Source organism: Pseudomonas sp. G11, assembly GCF_029457515.1.
Taxonomy (GTDB): Bacteria; Pseudomonadota; Gammaproteobacteria; order Pseudomonadales; family Pseudomonadaceae; genus Aquipseudomonas; species Aquipseudomonas gorinensis.
In genome coordinates this window covers 39,950-62,530 of record NZ_CP120377.1, presented here as the reverse complement: position 1 = coordinate 62,530, position 22,581 = coordinate 39,950, and the positions used below count along the sequence as shown (strand labels likewise).

Sequence of the window (22,581 nt, the reverse complement as noted above, 5' to 3'; positions counted from 1 at the left end):
GCCGCAGCACATGGATTAACGGATAGCTAAGTACGTCATTGAGGACGCAGGATGATTCCCAGGTTTTTACTCGCAGTCGCTACCGCGCTGCTGCTGACCGCGTGTGCCAAGGACGCGGCCAAACCCGAAACAGCCGCTGAGGCTGAAGTGGACACCGCCGCCGTCGAGTTGCATTTCCACGCCATTGCCGGGCTTAACCCCGGCGCCAACGGCCAGGCCGCCCCGGTGCGGGTACGGATTTTCGAACTGAAGAACGCCGCCACCTTCGCCCGCTCCGATTACTTCGCCCTGGCTGACCGCGCGCAATCCACCCTCGGCCTGGACCTGCTGGACCAGGACGAAGTCATGGTGCAACCCGGCCAGCAACTGAGCATCCAGCGCGACCTCGACCCCTCCACGCGCCAGATCGGCTTGCTGGTGGGTTATCGCGAGCTGGACCGCGCGCAATGGCGCACGGTGATCAACGTGCCCGCGCGCCAATACACCGAATACCAGATCAGCCTCGATGTGCGTGCCGTGCGCGCCGACGTCGTGGCTACCCCATCCAGCCCTGCCCAATAAGAAGCAATCGGAGCCCCCATGTCCTGGAACAATCGCGTGGTCTGGTCGGAAGGCATGTTCATCGGAACGCAGCACTTCCAGCAGCATGACCGTTACCTGGAAAACCTGATCGACGCCCGCAGCCGTCCGCTGTCCGCTGGCGCCTGGGGCTTTTCCGAGTTGCTGATCGACCAGGGCCTGCTGGCCCAGGGCAAGCTGGCGATCGTGTCGGCGCGCGGCCTGTTGCCCGACGGCACGCCGTTCAATATTCCCCAGGATGACCTCGCGCCGAGCCCGTTGAATATTGACGACAACCTGCGCGACGGCCTGGTCTACCTGGCCTTGCCCCTCAAGCGCGCGGGTGCCCGCGACACCGTCGACGACGGCGAAGACCTTGGCGCCGCGCGTTACGTGAGCCAGGTGCGCGAAGTGCGCGACGACAACGCCCCGTTCGAGAACCGCGCCCCAGTGGCCGTTGGCTCCCGTGCCTTGCGCCTGCTGACCGCGCAGGATGGCATCAGCGATTACGCCGCCATCGGGCTGGTGCGCATCAAGGAAAAACGCGCCGACCGCGCGCTGGTCCTCGACGACACTTATATCCCGCCGGTATTGGACGTGGCCGCGAGCAAACCGCTGAGCGCATTTCGCAGTGAACTGCTTGGCCTGCTGCACCAGCGTGGCGAAGCCCTGGCGGGCCGTGTGGTGGCCTCGGGTGCCGGTGGGGCGTCGGAGATTGCCGACTTCATGCTGTTGCAACTGGTCAACCGTGCCCAACCGCTGATCCAGCATTTCAACCAGTTGAGCCCGCTGCATCCGGAGCGTTTCTTCAGCGAACTGGTCAGCCTGGCCGGTGAGTTTTCCACCTTTTCCACCAGTGGCCGTCGCCCCCAGGAATACCCGCAGTACCAGCACGACGACCTGGCCCTGAGCTTCGCCCCGGTGATGGCAGCGCTGCGCGAAGCGTTGTCGATGCTGATCGACAGCAAGGCCACGCCGATCCCGATCGTGGAGAAAGCCTATGGCATCCACGTGGCGATGCTGGCCGACAAGACCCTGCTCGACAGCGCCAGCTTCATCCTCGTGGTGCGTGCCGATGTGCCCGGCGAAACCCTGCGCGCGCGCTTCGGCCAGCAGAGCAAGGTCGGCTCGGTGGAGCACATCCGTGACCTGGTCAACCTGCAACTGCCGGGCATCAGCCTGCTGCCGTTGCCGGTGGCGCCACGTCAGATTCCCTACCACGCGGGCAGTACCTATTACGAGCTGGACCGTGGCAGCGAGCACTGGCAGCAGTTGGGCAACTCCGGCGGTTTCGCCTTCCATATCGCCGGGCAGTTCCCGGGTTTGAACCTGGCCTTCTGGGCGATCCGAGGATAATTCGCGATGCATCCCAATGATGATGACCGCACCCAGTTCATGCCGCGCCCGGGTGGCCGTGCGCCGGAACCTGTGCGTGCAGAGCCGGCGCCGCTGTCGATGCCGGCGGCACCGATCCTGACCGGCAAAAGCCAGGGGCTTAACCCGCTGGAAAGCGCCGCCGGCCCGCTATTGGCGTTGCTGACACGCCTGCGCAACACCATTGCCCACCCCGCACCGGCCAGCTTGCGTGCGCAACTGCTGGCCTACCTGCGCCAGTTCGAAGAACGTGCGGAAGCGGCCGGTGTGGCACGCAATGAAGTGCTGCTGGCGCGGTATGCGCTCTGCACCGCCCTCGATGAAGCGGTGTTGAGCACGCCGTGGGGCAGCACCAGCGACTGGGGCAAGCAGAGCCTGTTGATCACCGTGCATAACGAAGCCTGGGGCGGCGAAAAAGTCTTCCAGTTGCTCGACCACTGCCTGCAAAGCCCGCGCGAGCGCCTGTACCTGCTGGAATTGTTGTACCTGTGCATGTGCCTCGGGTTCGAGGGCCGCTACCGCGTGATCAACGACGGTCGCAGCCAGCTGGAAGCCCTGCGTGAGCGCACCGCTGCGGCGATTCGCAGTGCCCGTGGCGACCACGAACGCGAGTTATCGCCGCACTGGCGCGGCGTCAGCGTCGCGCGGGATCGCCTGGCGCAGTTCATGCCGCCATGGATCGCGGTGGCTATCGGCCTGGCGCTGCTGCTGGCGTTGCTGTTCGGCTTGCGCATGAAGCTGGCATCGGACGCCGAGCCGGTGTTCAAGAACATTCATGCCTTGGGCGAGATCCCGGTGCAGGCCATCGACCGTCCGGTGGCGCAGCCCAAAGTCATCGAGCGGCCACGCCTGGCCGGCTTCCTGGCGGAGGACATCAAGGCGGGTCGTGTGGCAGTAGAAGATCAGGTCGACCGTTCAGTCGTGACCATTCGTGGCGACGAACTCTTTGCGTCCGCCAGCTCCAGCATCGTCGATGACTACCAGCCGCTGATGCTGCGCATCGCCGACGCCATTCGCAAGGTCAAGGGCCAGGTGCGTGTCACCGGGCACAGCGACAACCGCCCGATTGCCACGCTGCGCTTCCCGTCCAACTGGGCGCTGTCCGAAGCGCGGGCCAAGTCGGTGCTGGACATCCTGGCAGCCAAGACCGGCCAAGGCGACCGCTTCAGCGCCGAAGGCCGCAGCGACACCGAGCCGGTGGCCACCAACGCCACCGCCGAAGGCCGTGCCCGCAATCGCCGGGTTGAAATCACCGTATTGGCGGAGGGCGTCGAGTGAAGGCGTTTTTCAGTTTCATGATTCGCTGGGTGATCCCCGTACTGGGCCTGATCGCCCTGAGCCTGATCATCTGGTTTGTGGGGCCGTTGCTCGATGGGCTGGTTCCGGAAGGGCGGCGCTGGGCGCTGATCGTGCTGATCTTTGCGGTGTGGATTGCCTATCGGGTGTTCCGCATCATCCAGGCGCGCCGTCAGGCGGCCGAAGTGATGCGCAGCCTGGCGGCGGAAACCCCGGCCGACCCCAACAGCGTGGCCACCGCCGAAGAATTGTCGAGCTTGCGCCAGCGCATGGACGAAGCCTTGGCCCTGTTGAAAAAGGCCAAGCTTGGTGGTGACGAACGCCGCAATCTCTATGAGCTGCCGTGGTACGTGATCATCGGCCCGCCAGGCTCGGGCAAGACCACTGCGCTGGTCAATTCCGGGCTGCATTTCCCGCTGGCCGCGCAACTGGGCGCCGGTGCGGTGCGGGGTGTCGGCGGCACGCGCAATTGCGACTGGTGGTTTACCGACCAGGCGGTATTGCTCGACACCGCAGGCCGCTATACCACCCAGGACAGCAATTCCACGGTGGATAAAGCCGCCTGGCTGGGCTTTCTCGACCTGCTGAAAAAGCAGCGCTCGCGTCGCCCGATCGATGGTGCCTTTATCGCGATCAGCCTGTCTGACCTGCTGCTGGGTACCGACGCCGAACGCGCCGCCCATGCGGCGGCGATCCGCCTGCGTATCCAGGAGCTGTACACCCAATTGGGGGTGCGTTTCCCGATCTACCTGATGCTGACCAAGCTCGACCTGGTGCCGGGCTTCATGGAGTTCTTCGACAACCTGAGCAAGGAAGAACGCGCCCAGGTGTGGGGCATGACCTTTGCCCTGGATGACGGCAAGAACAGCGACAGCCCGCTGGCCCACCTGCAAAGCGAATTCGCCGGCCTGGAACAGCGCCTCAACGAACGCCTGGTGGAACGCCTGCAACAGGAGCGCGACCCGGCGCGGCGCGACCTGATCTACGGTTTCCCGCAACAGTTCGGCGCCCTGAAGGATTGCCTGCAAAGCTTCCTCGAAGGTGTATTCAAGCCCAACGCCTTTGAAGAACGCGTGTTGCTGCGCGGGGTGTACTTCACCAGCGGTACCCAGGAAGGCAGCCCGATTGACCGCCTGATTGGCGCCATGGCCCAGAGCATGAACCTGGACCGCCAGCACCTGGCGCGCCAGAGCGGTACCGGGCGCAGTTACTTCATCGAAAAACTCTTCACCGCCGTGGCTTTTGCCGAACGTGGACTGGTGGGTGTGAACCCGAAAGTTGAGCGTCGGCGCAAGTGGATCGCACGCGGTGTGCTCGCGGCCACCGTGGCCTTGGTGATCGTGGTCAGCAGCTTGTGGTGGGTGAGTTATCGCGCCAACCAGGCGTATATCGCCCAGGTTGACCAGAAGGTCGCGCCCCTGGGCCAGACCGTCCAGAACCTCAGCCCGGCGCAGCGCGAAGTGCTGGCCGTGCTACCGCTGCTCAATGCGGTGAAGAACCTGGCAGGCGATTCGCCCAGCTGGTCCGAGGGCCTTGGGCTGTATCAAGGCGACATGCTGGAAGCCGAGTCCGCCAGCGTCTACCGCAAGCTGCTGATCGCGGTTTTCGCGCCACGCCTGGTGACGCGTATCGAAGAGCAACTGCACGGCGGCGGCAATTCCGACTTCCTTTACGAGGGCCTCAAGGCCTACCTGATGCTCGCCGACACCGAGCATTACGACCCGGACTTCATCAAGGCCTGGATCGCCCTCGATTGGGACCGCAACCTGCCCCGTGACCTGCCCGCCGATCAGCGCCAGGCGCTGGCCGGGCACCTGCAGGCGTTGTTCGAACGGCACCCGCCGAGCGCACGCCTCGATCCGCGTTTGATCGACGACCTGCGTCGCCAGTTGCAACAACTGCCGGTGGCCCAGCGTGTCTACGACCGGGTCAAGCGTCAGAAATTGCCTGAAGGCATCCCGGACTTCCGCATCAACGAAGCCGCCGGCCGTGATGCTGCGCTGGTGTTCAGCCGCAAAAGTGGCAAGCCGCTGGGTGAGCCGCTGAGTGGTTTCTTTACCGCCAAGGGCTATCGCCAGGCGTTCCTGCTGAGCAGCCTGAACCAGACCGGTACCCTGGCCGAAGAGCAATGGGTACTGGGCCGTGAGCAGGCCGATCAGCAGAACGTGGTCAGCCTGGCCGCCGATGTGCGTCGCCTGTACTTCCAGGACTACCAGCGCCAGTGGGATGCGTTGCTCGCCGACATCGACTTTGTACCGATCACCAGCGTGGCCCAGGCAGCCGATGTGCTGCGGGTGATTTCCGGACCCACCTCACCGCTGAAAAAACTGTTGGTGGCGGTGGCCAAGGAAACCGACCTGCAAGCGGAAGAGCGCCAATTGGCCGCCAAGGGTGTACCGGTGGAAGGTGGGGTGGACAAGCTCAAGGAGCGCCTGGGCAGCCTGCTCGGCCAGGAGCAACCGAGCGCGAATGCCCCGGCCGCCGCGGATGATCCGGTGACCGCACACTTCGCCGAACTCAACAGCATCGTCAGCAAGAACGAAGGCGAACCGGCTGCCATCGACGGCCTGTTGTCGGACATGAATGCGTTGTATGTGCAGGTCAGCGCCATGGTCGGTGCCAGCGGCGACGCCTTGCTGGGTGAGGCGAAGAACCAGGCGGCGGCTGCGGCCACGCGGGTCAGCCTGAATGCCGAGCGCCAGCCCCCTTTGGTGCAAGGCATGGTCAAGTCGGTGGTCAACTCCACCACCAACAGCATGATGGGCGGAGTGCGTAACCAACTGAACGCGGCCTGGGTCAGCGAAGTGGTCAACGTGTATCGTCAGTCCCTGGCAGGGCGCTACCCGATGTCGCCGGGCAGTACGCGTGACGCCACCCTGGATGACTTCGGCCAGTTCTTTGGCGTGGGCGGGGTGATGGACAATTACTTCCGCAAGTACCTGCAGCCGTACGTGGACACCTCGGCGCAGACCTGGCGCTGGCAGCCGGGCGCGGCGCAGAAGCTCGGGATTGCACCGGGCGTGCTGCAAACCTTCCAGCGTGCCGCGACGATCCGCGATGCGTTTTTCCGCTCCGGGGGCACCCAACCCATCGTGCGCTTCGAGCTCAAGCCAGTGTCGATGGACCCGAGCATTACCCAGTTCCTGCTTGACCTTGACGGCCAGCAACTGAGCTACGACCACGGCCCGAGCCGCCCGGTGGCGATGCAATGGCCAAACCCCGGCAGCATTGGTGTGGTGCGAATTTCCATCATGCCGCCGTCGGCCAGTGGCCGCTCCGGTGTGACCCTGGATGGCCCGTGGGCTTGGTTCCGCCTGTTGGAGCAATCGGACCTTACCGCCGGCAACTCGCCTGATCGCTTTAACCTGCGCCTGCGTGTGGATGGGGCGAGCATCGCCTACGAGTTGCGCGCCAACAGCGCCTTCAATCCGTTCAAGAGTCGCGTGCTCAGCGGCTTCAGCCTGCCGGAGCGGTTATGACGACGCTGGGTTTCTACGGCAAGTTGGCCAGTCGTGGGGACTTTGTCAGCCGCGCCTTGCCCCAGAGCTTTATTGGCCCATGGGACAGCTGGTTGGCGGCGGGTTTGCTCGCCAGCCAGCAGAGCCTGGGCGCCGAGTGGCTCAACGTGTACCTGGTCAGCCCGCTGTGGCGCTTCGTGTTGGCGCCGGGTGTGTGCGGACCGAACGCGGCGGCGGGCGTGGTGATGCCGAGCATCGATCGGGTGGGGCGGTATTTCCCGCTGGCGGTGGTGGCCTTGCTCGATCACGACACCAACCCGGCTTCTCTGGTGGGCGGTCCGGACACCTGGTTCGAACAGGCCGAAGAACTGTTGCTCGGCACCCTCGACGCCGACGCTACCTTTGAACGCTTCAACGATGGCCTCGACAGCCTGGGCTTGCCAGCGACTGAGCCGCGAGCGGTCGACAGCCGTTTCGCCGGCCTGCAACGCGTGGCCGCCACCGAGCCCCACCAGCGCATGACCGCGCTCGCCGAACAGGCCTGCGACGGTGCCAGCCTGTGGTGGGGCCGTGGTTCGCAGACGATTTCCCCTGGTTTATTGCGGTGTCAGGGCCTGCCCGCCACCGGCGATTTTGCGCAGTTTTTGCTCGGACAAGAGGGTGTGATGTAGATGGGGGCGACGTATGTATCCGCGAGCAAAAGCCATGTGGGCATGGTCCGCCAGGTCAACGAAGACGCCTGCCTGGACCTGCCGGAAAACCGCCTGTGGGTGGTGGCCGACGGCATGGGCGGGCATGCGGCGGGGGATTACGTCAGCAGCCTGATCGTCGACAGCTTGCGCAGCGTGCCGCTGGGTCGGTCCCTCGAGGAATACTCGGCGGCCTTGCGCAATGACCTGCTCCGTATCAATGCCGCCGTGCGTGAAGAAACCGCCAACCGTGGTGTGACCATGATGGGCAGCACCGTGGTGGTGCTCGCCGCCCGCGGCTTGCGCGGTGTGTGCCTGTGGGCTGGTGACAGTCGCCTGTACCGCCTGCGCGACGGCGTGCTCGAAGGCATCTCCCGCGACCACAGCTACGTGCAGGACCTGCAAGACAGCGGCCTGCTCAGCGAAGCCGACGCGCGCGTGCATCCGCGCGCCAACATCGTCACCCGCGCCATTGGCGTAGAGGCCCAGTTGGAACTGGCGGTGGTCGACCTGTTGATCGCCCCGGGTGACAGCTACCTGCTGTGCAGCGATGGCCTGAACAAGACCGTCGAAGACCATGAGATCCGCGAAGTGCTCAGCCACGACGCGCCGGACGAAATCGTGCGCAGCCTGGTGCACCTGGGGCTTAACCGCGGCGCGCCGGACAACATCACCGCCATCGTCGTGAAGGTATCGGCATGAACATTGTGATTCCGGGCTACGACATCGAAGGCGAGATCGGCGAAGGCGCCATGGCCAGCGTGTACCTGGCGACCCAGCGCTCACTGGAGCGCAAGGTGGCGTTGAAAGTAATGGCGGCGGCGCTGGCGGCCGACCCGAGCTTCTGCGAACGCTTCCTGCGCGAGGGCAAGACCCTGGCGCGCTTGTCGCACCCGCATACGGTGACCATCCATGACATCGGCAATGTCGGTGAGCTGTATTACATGGCCATGGAGTACCTGCCCAACGGCACGCTCAAGGAGCGCATCGCCGCGGGCCTGACGCCAGAGCAGGGCGTGACGTTGATTCGCCAGATTGCCTCGGCGCTGGGCTATGCGCATGCCCAGGGGTTGGTGCACCGCGACGTCAAGCCGGCGAACATCCTGTTCCGTGCTGACGGCACTGCGGTGTTGTCGGACTTCGGTATCGCCAAGTCCCTGGACGACCGTACCCAGTTCACCCAGGCCGGGTTTGCGGTGGGCACGCCGAGCTACATGAGCCCGGAGCAGGCACGGGGCCAGGAGATCGATGGCCGTGCCGACCTCTACGCCCTGGGCGTGGTGCTGTATGAAATCCTCGTCGGCAAGCTGCCGTATAACGGCACCGATGCGCTGTCCACGGCGCTGGCGCACCTGACCGAACCCTTGCCGGAGTTGCCGGTGCACCATGGCCGTTATCAGGGCGTGCTGCGCAAGCTGTTGGCCAAGGACCCGGCGGAGCGTTTCCCGGATGCGGCGGCGTTGCTGGCGGCACTGGACCAGCTGCCGGCGGACTCGCCAGAGGCCACGCTGGTGCGGCCGTTGCCGATCCCGCTGAGTTTTGATCTGGCGGGCATGACACCGGTCACCATCGACATCCCGACCGATAAACCCCAGCCGCAACCGGTGCGCCAGCCGGTGGTGACACCGACCCAGCATAACGCCGTGTCCGAGCAGCGCCGTGGGCCGGTGTTGGCACTGGCCGCCGTGGCGGTGGCCGTGGCATTGGCCATTGGTGGCGGCAGCTACTGGTGGTTGAGCGGCCGTGATGAACCGGCCAAGCCGCCGGTTGCCGTCGTGCCGCAGGCCAAGCCGCCTGCGGCGGTAGCCGAAGTGCCACAGGCAACGCCACCTGTGGCGGTGGCTGAAGTGGATGGCGGCCAACGTCCGTTGTTGATGGCCGGCAAGAAGACCCTGTTCCAGCGCGTCCTCAGCAAGCCCGGCGCCAAACTGTCGAATGAGGCCGGCAGCACGTCGGGCAAGGCCCTGCCGGCGTTCTCCGTGCTCTACGTGTATCAGCGTAAGGACGTCGACGGCAGCCCGTGGGTTCGTGTCGGCGCCGCCACCGATGGTCGCAGCGACGGTTGGTTGCCCGCCGCCCAGGTCAGCGACTGGAAGCAAAGCCTGGTGCTCAAGTTCACCGAGCGCTCCGGCCGGGCGCCGGTGATGTTCCTGCGCCAATCCGCCGAAGTGGAAAAGCTGCTGGCTGATCCCGCCGCGGCCAAAGGCGTGTTGGCCAAGGCGCAGAAAAACAGCGAAGACAACGGCCAGGTCCTGGCCTTGGAGCCGGCTGCCAGTGCGGTGCCGCAGAACCAGTTCTACCTGTTGCCGATCTTCGACTCCAAAGAGAGCTTCGACGAAAACGGCCAGCCGGTGCAGTTGCTGAATGTCGCGTCCATCGACCCTGGCAGCAGCGCGGCCGCCAAGCCTGCAACGCCGGTGATGAGCGCCAATGCCGACGCCTTCCGCACCGCCGTGGTGCTGGTGGTCGATACCACCGTTTCCATGCAGCCCTATATCGACCAGGTTCGCGACGTGGTGCACGAACTGCAAACCCGCATTGCCGAGCGTGGCGAACTGGACAGTGTCAGCTTCGGCCTGGTCGGTTTTCGCAACAGCATCAAGAAAACCCCGGGCCTGGAATACGTGGCCAAGACCCTGATCAGCCTTGACCAGGGCCGCGACCCGCAACGCTTCCTCGACATGGCGCGCCAGGTCAAGGCGTCCACGGTGTCCAGCCATTCCTTCAACGAAGATGCGTTTGCCGGGGTGATGCAGGCCGTGGAAGGCATGGACTGGTCCGGCTATGGCGGGCGGATCATCCTGCTGGTCACTGACGCTGGCGCCCTGCGCAAGAATGACCCGTTCGCCGCCACTCAGATGAACGAAGCCGAAGTGCGCCAGGCCGCGCTGGGCAAGCAGATCAAGATCTACGCCCTGCACCTGCGCACCGACGCTGGCAAGAAAACCCACGCCGGCGCCGAGAGCCAATACCGTGTCCTCACCGCCGACGCCAACCCACAGATCGGCGACCTGTACACGCCGGTACCGGGGGGGGATGTGCGCAAGTTGGGTGAGCGGGTTGATGAGATCGGCACGGTGTTCGCCAACCTAGTGCACCAAGTGCGCAGCAACACGCCGCAGCCGGTGCCGTTGCTGAGTGGCGCGCCGAGCCTGGCGGATAAATCCGCGGCGGTCGGCTATGCCATGCACATGGACTTCCTCGGCCGCAAAGCCGCGAGCCAGGCGCCGCAACTGGTCAGCGCCTGGACCGCCGACCGCGACCTGACCAACCCGGCACTGCCGGCGTTCCAGGTGTGTGTGATGTTGACCAAATTGCAGCTCAATGACCTGCAACAGTCGCTGAAACTGATCGTCGATGCCGCGCGCAAAACCCAGACTTCACCCAAGGATTTCTTCCAGGAAATCGCCAGCGCCTCAGCCTATATGAGCCGTGACCCGCAAGCCCTGCGCAAGGGCGGCAACCTGGCCGATGGCGGGATTCTCGGCGAGTACCTGGAAGGCCTGCCGTACCGCAGCAAGTCGCTGAACATGACCCAGGATTTGTGGTTGTCGTTGAGCGTGGCCGAGCAGGAAGACTTTATCGACGAGCTGGATTCGAAGATCCGCCTCTACGAAACCTTCCACAATGACGTGGCCAACTGGGTCCGTTTCGGCGACGCCGAGCCGGGCGATGCGTTGTACCGCGTACCCTTGTCGACGCTGCCGTAATGCTGAACCTGAGTGCGGTGCACAAGAGCCGGGGTGTCGGCAGCCAGCGTTACAGCCTGGTGATCCCGGCACTGCACCTGCGTGCCGGGGAGCAGTTGGCGATTGTCGGGCCGAGCGGGTGTGGCAAGAGCACCTTGCTGGATCTGCTGGCGCTGGTATTGGCGCCTGATCAGGTGGGCCGGTTCGAATTCAATCAGCAGGACATTGGCGGGCTGTGGCGTGCCGATCAGCAATCCACCCTGGCCGCGCTGCGCAGCCAGCACCTGGGCTATGTGCTGCAAACCGGCGGGCTGCTGGGCTTTCTGGATGTACGCAGCAATATCGCGCTGTCGCGGCAACTGCTGGGGTTGAAGGACGATGGCAGCGTGGCGCGCCTGGCTGAACAGCTGGAGATCAGCGACCAGTTGGCCAAGAAGCCGGCGGCCCTGTCAGTGGGCCAGCGCCAACGCGTGAGCTGCGCGCGCGCTTTGGCCCATGCGCCGCAGTTGGTGCTGGCTGATGAACCCACCGCGTCCCTTGACCCATTGAATGCCGAACGCGTCATGCAGGCGCTGCTGGCCCAGGCCCGCGAGCATCGCGCCGCCTGTGTGATCGCCACCCATGACGAACCCCTGGCCCGCGCCAGCGGCTTGCAGGTGCGGCGCATCAGCTGTCGCCGCGACGCCGACGGCGGCGTCACCGCGACCCTCGGGGAGGCGTGCTGATGCGTATCCCTCTGGTGGCGTCCCTGGCCTGGCAGGATTACCGCAACGATGCCTGGCTGTCGGCCTGCTCGGTGTTGGCGCTGGTGGCGGTGATCGCGCCGTTGCTGGTGTTATTCGGCCTGAAATTTGGACTGGTTAGCAGTTTGACCGAACGTTTGGAGACCGATCCGGCCACCCGTGAAATTATTCCGTTGGGCGGTGGTCGATTCAGCAGCGCATTTGTCGAACAGCTCGGCCAGCGCAGCGATGTGGCGTTCGCCTTACCACGCACGCGGCAGATTGCGGCGACGGCGCAGGTCGGCACGCTGACCTTGGAAATGCTGCCGACCGCTGCGAGTGACCCGTTGTTGAGCGGCCTGCCGATGCCCAAGGGCCTGGACCAGATCGTGCTGAGCCACACCGCTGCCGAGAAGCTCGCGGCACGGCCGGGGGATTGGTTGGAGACCAGTTTTGCGCGGCAAGTGGCGGGACGTGTAGAAGCCCAGCGCACACGCTTGCAGGTACTGGCGGTGCTGCCGCTGGAAGCCTTCGCGCGTGATGGGTTGTTTGCCGATTTGAGATTGCTGGAAGCGGCGGAAGATTACCGCGATGGCCGTGCGGTACCGGCGTTGGGTTGGGCCGGTGATGAGGTGGCTGTGAGCGAGCAGCGGGTATACCCGGCATTTCGCCTGTATGCGCGCAGCCTCACCGATGTGGAACCGCTGCGGGTGTATTTCGCCGCGCAGAATCTGTTGGTGTCGACCCAGGCGCAGACCATCGCCCAGGTGCAGTCGTTGAGCCGCAACCTGTCGATCGTGTTCTGGATCATCGCCGGGTTGGCCTTGGCGGGGGCGTTTGCGGCGATCTTCGCCGGGGCGCTGGCCGCCGTGGCGCGCAAGCGCCGGGAATTGTCGGTGTTGCGCCTGTTGGGTTTTTCCACCGGCGCACTGTTGCTGTTTGTGGTGGTGCAGGCGCTGTACAGCGCAGGGTTTGCCGCCTTGCTCAGTGCCGGGCTGTATGGCCTGGCCGAGACAGCGGTGAATAAGTTATTCGTGCAGGTGCCGGGCGAATACGCCAGCCACCTGCTGGCGCGTCACTACGGCCTGGCCCTGGTTGCAGTCCTCGGCGTCAGCGCCGTGGCGGCGGCCTGTGGCGGTTGGCGAGTGGCGCGTATCCAGGCTTCTGAAGGAATCAGAGATGTATAAGTTACTGGGCGCCTGTGTGGCGCTGACCTTGGCTTCGATGGCCTGGGCCGATGAAGCGAGTGACAAGCTCGACAACCCCAAGCCGTTGCCCGACGACGTCAGCCTGCCGTTGCCGTGCGAAGGCAATATGGTGTTCCGCTACGCCTATGTATTGGCCCAGGGCACCCTGGACGACCGCGAGATCAGCCTTGGTTACCCGTTTGCCGAAGGCGAGGCGGGCTATCAGCAGTCGTTTATCTCCGGCTATCGCCGCGACTTCATCAACGGCCAATTCACCCTCAAGGACTTGCCGAAAGACTGGAACAAAGTCATCGCACCGTTGATGCCCAAGACCGACGCCAAGACCCCGCTCAAGCCGATGCTGTACTTCATCGGCAAGTACGAAGTGACCGCGCGTCAATACGCCCAGGTGATGTCCCAGGCGCAGTCGCTGGCCAGTGGCGAGCCCGCGCCGGCCTGCGATGCGCCCACCGGCATGGCCGCGCGTTTGCCCAAGGTGAAACTGTCGCGCTTTGAGGCCGAGCGTTTCTCGGCGGTGTACAGCGCCTGGCTGATGAAATACCACCGCGACTTGCTGCCGGTCAGCGGGCGCGGTTCGTCGGCAGAAGAGGGCGGCCTGGGCTTTGTACGCCTGCCCACCGAAGTGGAATGGGAGTTCGCGGCCCGCGGTGGCCATGCGGTCAGCCGCCAGGACCTGGAAGGGCGCCTGTTCCCGCGTCGCGTCGAAGGCAGCGAGAGCGACGGCCCGCTCGGCGATTACGCGGTGTTCAACCAGGTCGCCGGTGGCACCGGCCAGGCCGCGCGCCTGATGCCCATCGGCACCAAATTGCCCAACCCGATCGGCATGTTCGACGTGATCGGTAACGCCGCGGAAATGGTCCAGGAATCTTTCCAACTGGTACACGCCGGACGCCGCCAGGGCACCTACGGCGGCTTTGTGGTCAAGGGCGGCAACTACCTGGAAGGCGAGGGCACGCTGTTTACCGGCATGCGCCGCGAATACCCGTTGTTCGCCGCCGACGGCACCGAGCAAAGCAACGAGACCACCGGTTTCCGCGTGGCGATTGGTGCGTTGTCGGCACCGCGCTCACGCTACAAGGAGTTGTTCGCCCAGTGGCAGAAAGAGGGCCGCCTGGCCTCGTTGACCGACGCTATTGACGATGCCCAGGACCCGACCAAGCGCCTGGACAGCATCATCGCCGCCAGCGTCGACCCCAAGTTGCAGGCCGAGCTGGGGCTGGTCAACGAAGAGCTCAAGCGCAATGTTTCGCTGATCGCCCAGCAACGCGAAGAGGCGGCGGGCAACCTGATTCAGTCGGCGGCATTGGTGGCCGAGACCATCAGCAACTACAACATCCGCCTGGCCAACCTGCAGAAGAGTCGCCAGCAGGCCCTGGACAATAAGGACGAGGCCAGCGCGGCGCTGTTTGCCACGGCCATCGACAACGGGCGCAGCGCCCTCGATGGCGCGGTGGCGATCTATATCGACAACCTGGCCACCGGCACGCGCTACACCGACGCGGTGATCCAGGCGCAGTTTCAACGCATCAAGGAAGAGTTGGATCGCAAGCCAGTGCTCGGCAAGAGCCTGGTGACGCGCGCGACACTGTTCGTCCGCCATGTCGGCAACTACCGCAAGCAACAGCGGGCCGACCCGGCGACGATCTTGAAGGAATTGCTCGCAGCGAGCGGTCAGCGATGATCGCTGGCTGTATGGCGAGCTTGGAAGGGACTCAGGCGGCAGTGGGCCGTGCTGGGCAAGTCAAACTTAGAAGAGAACACACCTATGCTTTTTTCCCGTAAGGCGGTTTCCAAGCGTCACTTGCTGCTGATCGCAGCCGGCTTCAGCACGGTGCTGACCGGTTGCGCCACGTCGCCGGCCTCCAAGGTCGCGTCGAGCACCAAGGTCGAGTATTACCCCAACTGCTACGAGCCGGTGCAGCACTTGCGCGCCACCGATTCGAACATGACCAAGTCGGTTGTCACCGGCGCGGCCATCGGTGCGGCGGGCGGTGCCTTGCTGGGCGTGCTGACCGGCGACAAGGAAAACCGTGGCCGTAACGCCGCCATCGGCGCAGCGGGCGGCGCCCTGGCCGGCGGCGCAGCGGGTTACTACACCGAGCGTCAGAAGCAGATCGCCGATGACAACCAGCGCATTGCCTCGTATGCGGCTGACGTGAACAAAAGTGCCTCTGACATCGACCGCAGCACCGCGTACGCCAGGGCGTCCCAGCAGTGCTACCAGAGCGCATTCACCAAGTTGGTGGCTGATCGTAAAGCCAAGACCGTCAACGATACCGAAGGCCGCAAGCGCCTGGCGGAAATCGTCTCGGGCCTGAAGGAATCCAATGACCTGATCGTTGCGGTCAACGGCAAAGCCGCCGAAGACCTGAACAACTACACCCAAGCCTACGAGAAAGACCTGCAGCAGGTTGGCGTACAGCGTGCCGATGTGGTCACCGTGGCCCAGGCCGATGCAACACCCGCGGTGACACCGGGCAACAAGAAGAAAGGTACAGGCACCAAACCGCCGAAAAAGCCGCCTCTTCCAACCGTGCCGACAGAAGCGGTGAACACCGAGAAAACCTTCCAGACCGCCCAGACCAAGCAAGATGAAAGCAAGAAGGTCGCCAGCGCCGGTAAAGCGCAGATCGAAGGCACTTGCCGCGATCCAAACCTGGCCGACTGGGCGCCGGTGCCTTGCCCTAACGTATAAGGACGAGGGGTTGTTCTAAACCGTCAATGCCAGCCACTCATCTTCAATGGTGATCGGCTGGCATTGTTACACCGCGTTCTATTGAATGGAGTCTGGATACCCGTTCAATCGGTGTGCTATCAGCCTGTCTAGGCTTCGCTCAATCCCGTGATTTCAAAAGAGCCATCAGAAAATACGACATCGTCGTGGCCTGGGCCAGAGACGCTGAAGTTCAGAGTGCCAGTCAATTTTTTTAGATGTTCATCGTAGGTGAAGTTTACGGTTCCCGAGGTGGCGCGATAAAAGACCTTAGCAATCAAAGTGACGACAGCGGTGTCCCCATCCTCAGACGGGGAAATGGGAAGTGTTTTTTCACCCAGCTTTGATGTGGGAATGTGCAGCCACAAGTGTCTAGGCGCGTTTTTATCATCGTTATCATCGTTATCATCGTTTGCCACGACTTGCAGAAAGCCAGGTTCAGTGAAGCTCATGTGCGGTTTGCTTGAGCTGAAGTCGGGCGTGGGCAAATTAAGCGTGCCCCTCAGATACCCTGTACTTTGTCGTTGTGATGTTTCACTGCGGAAGGATACCTTGCCCTCAGTGAAGGTGGCTAAATCGCGGATTTCAGGGTTTAAACTTCTGGCGGTGCAGTAAAAGGTGCCATTGACTTGCTGCTCAGACGCCGTCTCAGTCAACGTAAATTCGCCTTCGATGTCCCGGTAGGAGTCCAACTGAACTGTCGTGGGTGGGTCATACGCCAGGCCGACAGTATTTCCCGGCTTGCCATCCAAGGGGTATGGACCAGGTTCGGCGCCATTGGCAATTTTCAATTCAACGGTATAGATACGGAAAGGTGAAAATACCGCTTGGGAGGCTTTAATGACCACGTGATGGTCTTTCAAAGTTGCGCTGGTATATGTTGACACGAAAGGATGTATGGAGCCGCCCAGTTCAATATTGGCGCTCACTTGTCCAGCCAATGTGTTGTTAATGGTTTTCATGGCTTTAGTTCCATTAAATGATTTTTATCGAGCCTGGAAGTTTCGCGTCAAGGTTGGCGTCAGGGACTGGAAATAACTACTGTTAAAGTTGACAGTCAGTTAGACCTGTTTGGAATGGCGTTATTCCAAGTTGATTCTCGCCTGCGCCGGTCTAATGGTGGTCTGTTTAAATATTGACCGTGCAGTCATGCGGTCTGAGTAAAACAATGAGGGTTTTCTAACTTGGGGGAATAGTGGCGTTCTACAGGGGAATCGTTAGACTGCGCGAGCCGTTAATTTTCCTGAGGCTGTGCCGTTATGAAATTTCGTCTTCTCCTGTGGGTGCTGGGCCTGATGATGGGCAAAGCCAGCCGCACCAACCCTGCGTTCCAGCAACAGCTGGGTGACAAAGACCTGGCGTTCCAGTTGCAGACCCTCGACGGCAAGGTTGCCCGTCATTTCATCGTCAAAGACCAGCGCATCACCAGCCGCTCGGGTGTCCACCCGGCGCCGGCGTTTGCCATCGCGTTCAAGGATGCGGCCTACGGCTTCGCCACCTTGCAGGCGAAGAACAAGCAATTGGCGTTCATGACGGGGATTCAGGACAAGTCGATCCAGATCAAGGGCAACCCGGCGTTGGTGATCTGGTTCCAGGGCTTGACCAAGTATTTGAAGCCGAAGAAAAAGAAGTAGATCGAGGTGGATTCATCGGGGGCAAGCCCCATCCCACACTTGACTGTATTCGCAGATCAAAATGTGGGAGGGGGCTTGCCCCCGATAGCGATCTGACAAGCTACCGATTCAGCCCTGGCTGAACTGGGACGCCAATTCGCGCAACAGCACTTCGGCATCCAGCACTTTGCCCACCACTTCCTCGGCCTTGTCACGGCTCAAGCCCAGGCGCTCAAGCAGCACATCCGGGATCGTTTCATCCGGGCCGGAACCAATGCCACGGCTGCGCAACAGGCGCACGGCCAGGCATACCAGGTTCGGGTACTCGGCATACTGGCCGTCGTAGGTCGGGTCGTGCTGGAAGCGCAGGGCGGTGGACAGTTCGTCCGGCATGTCCCAGTAGCGCATCAGCCAGGCGCCGATCTGCTCGCGGCTGATGCCCAGCAGATGCTGCTCGACATAGCTGTGGCACAGGTGCGGGTTGACCTCCAGGTGCCGGCAGATCAGCGAGAAATGCGGCGGGAACACATGGGCCAGCAGCAGGTAGCCGAAGTTGTGCAGCAAGCCGGCCAGGTAGGTCAGGCCGGCTTCGGGGCGCTGGGCGCGTGGCATGGCACGGGTCAGGCCTTCGATCACGGCGGCGGTGTAGATCGATTGGTGCCAGTACGGCGTAGCCTGGTGCGGGTGGTCCTTGGGCAGGCTCAGGGTTTTGCCCAGAGCCAGGCCAAGCGCCAGGTTGATCACCAGGTCAAAGCCCAGCACCCGCACGATGGCGTCTTCCACCGAACGGATCTTGCCCGGCGAGGCGTAGTAGGGCGATGCGGCCCAGCTGACCACCTGGGCGGCCAGGGCCGGGTCGGTTTCCACCACGCCGGTGATATCGTCGATGGTCGCATTGGGGTCGACGCGCAGCTTGATGATCTTCTGCGCGGTGTCAGCCAGCGGCGGAATCTCGATGGTCGCTTCCAGGCGTTGCTGGATGCGGCGGGCCGTGAACGCCTGCATCGCTTGGGTGATTTCCTCGCGGTCATCATTGGGGCGGTCGAGGTTGGGGCGGATGTTGCTCAGCGGCTCACCGAACTGGCCGGCGCTGGCCTTGGTGAGCATGGTCTTGAAGGCTTCGCTGGAGATTTCCAGCAATACCCCGGCTTCGCCTGAATGCACCAGCAGGCTGGGTTCGTTGAGCAGGCTGCCTTCGTACAGGCACGGTGAACTGGTCAGTGGTGGCAGGCCCGGCAACAGGCTCAGGTCGTGCTTGCCCAGCATGCGCTTGACGCGATCCGGTGATACCGCCGTGAGGCGACGCCCGGTGAGTTCGGTGAGGCGGTTGAGGTCGAGCAACTGGCTCTGTGGGAACAGCACCATCAGTGCGCCCACGGCATCTTCCAGCAACACCGCCTGGACCTTTTGCGCAGGATTCAGGCCCGGTTGTTCGGCGACTTCCGTGTAGCTGATGGCGAGTTTTGCAAGCAACGCCCGAATAACCGGCGGGGCGGTCAGTGGGGTTGTGGCGAGGGCAACTTCTGACATGGCCTGATCCAATTTCTTACAGTCAACGAAGTATAACCAGCTTGATACAACTGTAGGTCGGATAAGTGAGTCAGGCGTCACACTTGGCCGTATTGCTGCCCATGGCGAAGCCAGCGATCCAGCAGCGGGCTGACGTGATGCGGCCAGCGCTCCAGCAGCGCTTGCGCCGCATCGCGCACAGCGGGCAGCAGGTCGGCGTCGCGCATCAGGTCGGCGACCTTGAATTGCAGCAGGCCGGTCTGGCGGGTACCGAGCATCTCGCCGGGGCCGCGCAGTTCGAGGTCTTTCTCGGCAATGACAAAACCGTCGTTGGTTTCACGCATGATGCCCAGGCGCTGACGACCGATCTGCGACAGTGGCGGGTGGTAGAGCAGCACACAGTGGCTGGCGGCGCTGCCCCGGCCGACGCGGCCGCGCAACTGGTGCAGTTGCGCCAGGCCCAGGCGCTCGGGGTTTTCGATGATCATCAGGCTGGCGTTGGGCACGTCCACACCGACTTCGATGACCGTAGTGGCCACCAGCAGTTGCAGGTTGCCGGCCTTGAATTCGGCCATCACCGCAGCTTTCTCCGCCGGCTTCATGCGGCCGTGGATCAGCCCGACCTTGAGCTCGCCGAGGGCGCTGGTGAGGTCTTCGTATGTGGTCTCGGCGGCCTGGCAGGTCAGCTCTTCGGATTCTTCAATCAACGTGCACACCCAGTACGCCTGGCGCCCTTCGGCGCAGGCGCCACGCACGCGCTCGATCACTTCCACGCGGCGGGTGTCGGTGACCAGCACGGTGTTGACCGGGGTACGGCCGGGGGGCAGTTCGTCAAGGATCGAGGTGTCGAGGTCGGCGTAGGCACTCATGGCCAGGGTGCGCGGGATCGGCGTGGCGGTCATGATCAGTTGGTGCGGGCTCATGCGGCCGCCCACGCCTTTCTGACGCAGGGCCAGGCGTTGTTGCACGCCGAAACGGTGTTGTTCGTCGATGATCACCAGGGCCAGGTTCTTGAACGTCACTTCGTCCTGGAACAGCGCGTGGGTACCCACCACCATCGGTGCGCCGGCGGCGATCTGTTCGAGGGCGGCTGCGCGGTTCTTGCCCTTGAGCTTGCCCGCCAGCCATGCCACTTCCAGGCCCAGGGGTTCGAGCCAGCGCTTGAAGGTGATGAAGTGCTGCTCGGCGAGGATCTCGGTGGGTGCCATCAGCGCGACTTGGTACCCGGCTTCCAGGGCCTGCAAGGCGGCGAGGGCGGCAACCACGGTCTTGCCTGCGCCCACGTCGCCCTGGATCAGCCGCAGCATGGGCTCCTTCTGGCTCAAGTCGTAGGCGATTTCATTGCCCACGCGCTGCTGGGCGCCGGTCGGCGCAAAGCCGAGGTTGGCCAGGTACTGCGCAGGCAGGCGCGTGGCCTTGGGCATCGCTGGTGCGCGCAGGGAGCGCATGCTTTCGCGTAGGCGCTGTTGGGACAGTTGGTGGGTCAGCAGCTCTTCGAACGCCAGGCGATGCTGGGCCCAGTGATGACCCAGGGCCAATTCGTCGACATCGGCGTCGGCCGGTGGGTGGTGCAGGTAGCGAATCGCATCAGCCAGCGGCGCCAGCTGGTAGTCGCGCGCCAGCTCCTGGGGCAGCCAGTCGGGCAGGCTGGTGGGGCCGAGCATCGTCAGGGTCTGCATGCACAGTTGGCGCAGGCGCTGTTGGGTCAGGCCTTCGGTCAACGGGTAGATCGGTGTGAGCGTGGTGTCGACCGGCGGTGGCTCGTCGCCGGTAATGGCGCGGTATTCCGGATGATAGATTTCCAGGCCAGAAGCGCCGGGCCGCGCCTCGCCGTAGCAGCGCACGCGGGTGCCGCGCTTGAGGCCTTCCTTCTGCGCGTTGCTGAAATGGTAGAAGCGCAGGCTCAGGCCACCGGTGCCGTCCTGCAGGCGCACCACCAGGCTGCGGCGCTTGCCCATGACCACGTCGGCGCCGCTGACGGTGCCTTCGACCACTGCGTCCTGTCCAGGCCGCAAGTGGCCGATGGGCACTACGCGGGTGCGATCCTGATAGCGCAGGGGCAGGTGGAACAGCACGTCCTGGAGGTTCTCCAGGCCGACCTTGGCCAGCTTCTCGGCCATGGCTTCACCGACACCCTTGAGTGCCGTCACTGGCACCTGCGACAGCTCTGTCATACCGTTGCTTAGCTCGCGGCAGGCGGCTTGGCCACCGAGCACAGGCGGATCGAGTCAGCGAGGATCTCGATGGCTTTGGGCCGCGGGAAACTGGCGCGCCAGGCGATTGCCACGGTGCGGAACGGCACCGGTGGCGTGAGTGGGCGCACTTCGATCACGCCGGGGGCGTAGTGATGGCTGTCCACCGCCGACAGCGGCAGGATCGAGATGCCGAGGCCGGAAGCGACCATGTGGCGAATGGTTTCCAGGGAGCTGGATTCCACCGTGGTGTGCTTGGCGCCGTCGTTGCCCTTGGTCAGGGTCGGGCAGGCTTCCAGCACTTGGTCGCGGAAGCAGTGGCCCTCACCGAGCAGCAGCAGGCTCTTGTCGTTGAGCAGGGCCGCGTCGATGGTGTCTTTTTGCGTCCACGGGTGCGAGGCCGGCATCAATACGTAGAACGGCTCGTCGTAGAGCGGCAGGGTGAGCACGTCCGCCTCGTTGAACGGCAGGGCAATGATGATCGCGTCCAGCTCGCCGTTGCGCAGTTTGTCGCGTAGCACGTGGGTGAAGTTTTCTTCGATATACAGCGGCATCTGCGGCGCGACGCGGTGCAGTTGCGGAATCAAGTGCGGGAACAGGTAGGGGCCGACGGTGTAGATGGCGCCGACTTTCAGCGGTGCGGTCAGCTGGTTCTTGCCGGCCTGGGCCAGTTCGCGAATGCTTTGCGCTTGTTCCAGGACCTTCTGGGCCTGGGCAACAATGCCTTCACCCACCGGGGTCAGGCGCACGGCGCTTTTGCTGCGCTCGAAAATCAGCACACCGAGTTCGTCTTCAAGCTTCTTCACGCCCACCGATAGCGTCGGCTGGCTGACGTGGCAACGCTCGGCCGCGTGGCCGAAGTGTTGTTCTTGGGCGAGGGTCACGATGTAGCGTAATTCTGTAAGAGTCATAGCGGGCGTCCATGAGGTTGCAAGCCAAGCATACCGGCTGCAATCGATAGACGCACGTTATCAGAGAGGATGGGGTTTACGACACCTGGCAATCAGGTGTCGCGTTCATGCTTTCAGCTTTGCGGGTATTTGAAGGTGAAGGTTTTGGTGAACGGCCCCCACCATTCCGGTACGCCGGTTTCCTTGTCCACGTGGTGGAAGAAACCTTTGATCTGCGGGCTTTCGTAGCGCAGTACCACAGTGTAGGTGCCGGGGCCGTCCATTTTCACGTTGTTGGCGTAGTGGGCGCCGTCTTTGGCCACCATCGGCAGCAGCGTGCCGATTTCCTTGTAGTCGGGCGAACCCTGCTTGACCAGCGAGTAGGTGATGGTCAGGTAGGGCACCCACTCGCCATTGGACAGGCCGTACTTGTTGTCGGCGGTGGCATGCACATCCGTCTCAAGGTGCACCGAATCCTTGCTCATCACCATGCCCGGTGGCATGGGGGCCATTTCGATGCCCACCAGGTAGGAGGAGGCGATTTCCATGTCGTTGACCTGGACGGGCCCGCCAATCGGGTACTCGCGGGCTTGGGTCAGGGTTGAAGCGGCCAGGGCGCTGACAAGTACCAGTGCGGTGGCCAAGGGGTTGCGCAGGTGTTTCATGGCGT

Annotated in this window: 17 protein-coding genes; 12 read left to right on the top strand and 5 right to left on the bottom strand. The window is 63.5% G+C overall.

Translation table 11 applies throughout. The features are described 5' to 3' along the window. Positions 1-51: 51 nt before the first annotated feature. From tssJ to tagQ, 11 genes are all read left to right on the top strand, one after another. Positions 52-561 (top strand): type VI secretion system lipoprotein TssJ, encoded by a 510-nt coding sequence (gene tssJ / locus P2T68_RS00295; RefSeq protein WP_024078128.1) that lies wholly within the window; start codon positions 52-54, stop codon positions 559-561. 18 nt (positions 562-579) lie between these two features. Beyond that, positions 580-1,914 (top strand): type VI secretion system baseplate subunit TssK, encoded by a 1,335-nt coding sequence (gene tssK, locus P2T68_RS00290; protein ID WP_024078127.1) that lies wholly within the window; start codon positions 580-582, stop codon positions 1,912-1,914. A 6-nt stretch (positions 1,915-1,920) separates the two neighbouring features. Next, positions 1,921-3,210, top strand: a complete 1,290-nt coding sequence (locus tag P2T68_RS00285; RefSeq protein WP_024078126.1) for a DotU family type VI secretion system protein — start codon at positions 1,921-1,923, stop codon at positions 3,208-3,210. Continuing rightward, positions 3,207-6,707 (top strand): type VI secretion system membrane subunit TssM, encoded by a 3,501-nt coding sequence (gene tssM, locus P2T68_RS00280; RefSeq protein WP_193689970.1) that lies wholly within the window; start codon positions 3,207-3,209, stop codon positions 6,705-6,707. The genes P2T68_RS00285 and tssM overlap by 4 nt, the downstream gene beginning before the upstream one ends. Continuing rightward, entirely contained in the window at positions 6,704-7,357 is a 654-nt protein-coding gene (gene tagF, locus P2T68_RS00275; protein WP_150295499.1) for a type VI secretion system-associated protein TagF, read from the top strand. Before tssM ends, tagF begins: the two co-directional genes overlap by 4 nt. Then, positions 7,358-8,077, top strand: coding sequence for a protein phosphatase 2C domain-containing protein (locus tag P2T68_RS00270; protein ID WP_024078123.1), 720 nt, complete (start codon positions 7,358-7,360; stop codon positions 8,075-8,077). It begins immediately after the preceding gene. Continuing rightward, positions 8,074-11,085 (top strand): serine/threonine-protein kinase, encoded by a 3,012-nt coding sequence (locus P2T68_RS00265; protein WP_277378897.1) that lies wholly within the window; start codon positions 8,074-8,076, stop codon positions 11,083-11,085. Before P2T68_RS00270 ends, P2T68_RS00265 begins: the two co-directional genes overlap by 4 nt. Then, entirely contained in the window at positions 11,085-11,789 is a 705-nt protein-coding gene (locus P2T68_RS00260; protein ID WP_069077355.1) for an ABC transporter ATP-binding protein, read from the top strand. The genes P2T68_RS00265 and P2T68_RS00260 overlap by 1 nt, the downstream gene beginning before the upstream one ends. Further along, the gene (locus tag P2T68_RS00255) at positions 11,789-12,973 is read left to right on the top strand and encodes an ABC transporter permease (RefSeq protein ID WP_024078120.1); all 1,185 of its coding nucleotides are present in this window, start codon (positions 11,789-11,791) and stop codon (positions 12,971-12,973) included. Before P2T68_RS00260 ends, P2T68_RS00255 begins: the two co-directional genes overlap by 1 nt. Then, positions 12,966-14,675 (top strand): SUMF1/EgtB/PvdO family nonheme iron enzyme, encoded by a 1,710-nt coding sequence (locus P2T68_RS00250; RefSeq protein ID WP_024078119.1) that lies wholly within the window; start codon positions 12,966-12,968, stop codon positions 14,673-14,675. The genes P2T68_RS00255 and P2T68_RS00250 overlap by 8 nt, the downstream gene beginning before the upstream one ends. Positions 14,676-14,759: 84 nt before the next feature. Further along, on the top strand, positions 14,760-15,689 hold the full coding sequence (tagQ, locus tag P2T68_RS00245) for a type VI secretion system-associated lipoprotein TagQ (protein ID WP_041161054.1): 930 nt from the start codon (positions 14,760-14,762) through the stop codon (positions 15,687-15,689). Positions 15,690-15,817: 128 nt separating this feature from the next. On the opposite strand, the gene P2T68_RS00240 is transcribed toward tagQ, so the two are convergent. Beyond that, a complete protein-coding gene (locus tag P2T68_RS00240) occupies positions 15,818-16,669 on the bottom strand; it encodes a DUF6252 family protein (protein ID WP_277378896.1) in 852 nt (283 codons plus the stop codon). Between the two features lie 297 nt (positions 16,670-16,966). Here P2T68_RS00240 and P2T68_RS00235 point away from each other — a divergent pair, with 297 nt between their 5' ends. Next, positions 16,967-17,341, top strand: coding sequence for a helicase (locus tag P2T68_RS00235; protein WP_069077358.1), 375 nt, complete (start codon positions 16,967-16,969; stop codon positions 17,339-17,341). A 108-nt stretch (positions 17,342-17,449) separates the two neighbouring features. Here the strand turns inward: P2T68_RS00235 and P2T68_RS00230 are convergent, their stop codons facing one another. The 4 genes from P2T68_RS00230 to P2T68_RS00215 form a co-directional block, all read right to left on the bottom strand. Beyond that, positions 17,450-18,850: an aminoacyl-tRNA deacylase and HDOD domain-containing protein gene (locus tag P2T68_RS00230; protein ID WP_069077262.1), complete on the bottom strand. Its 1,401-nt coding sequence runs from the start codon at positions 18,848-18,850 to the stop codon at positions 17,450-17,452. 77 nt (positions 18,851-18,927) lie between these two features. Then, positions 18,928-21,003, bottom strand: coding sequence for an ATP-dependent DNA helicase RecG (gene recG, locus P2T68_RS00225; RefSeq protein WP_024078114.1), 2,076 nt, complete (start codon positions 21,001-21,003; stop codon positions 18,928-18,930). A gap of 8 nt (positions 21,004-21,011) precedes the next feature. Next, the gene (locus tag P2T68_RS00220; protein WP_024078113.1) at positions 21,012-21,932 is read right to left on the bottom strand and encodes a hydrogen peroxide-inducible genes activator; all 921 of its coding nucleotides are present in this window, start codon (positions 21,930-21,932) and stop codon (positions 21,012-21,014) included. Positions 21,933-22,045: 113 nt separating this feature from the next. Then, positions 22,046-22,576: an iron transporter gene (locus tag P2T68_RS00215; RefSeq protein ID WP_024078112.1), complete on the bottom strand. Its 531-nt coding sequence runs from the start codon at positions 22,574-22,576 to the stop codon at positions 22,046-22,048. Positions 22,577-22,581: the final 5 nt, after the last annotated feature.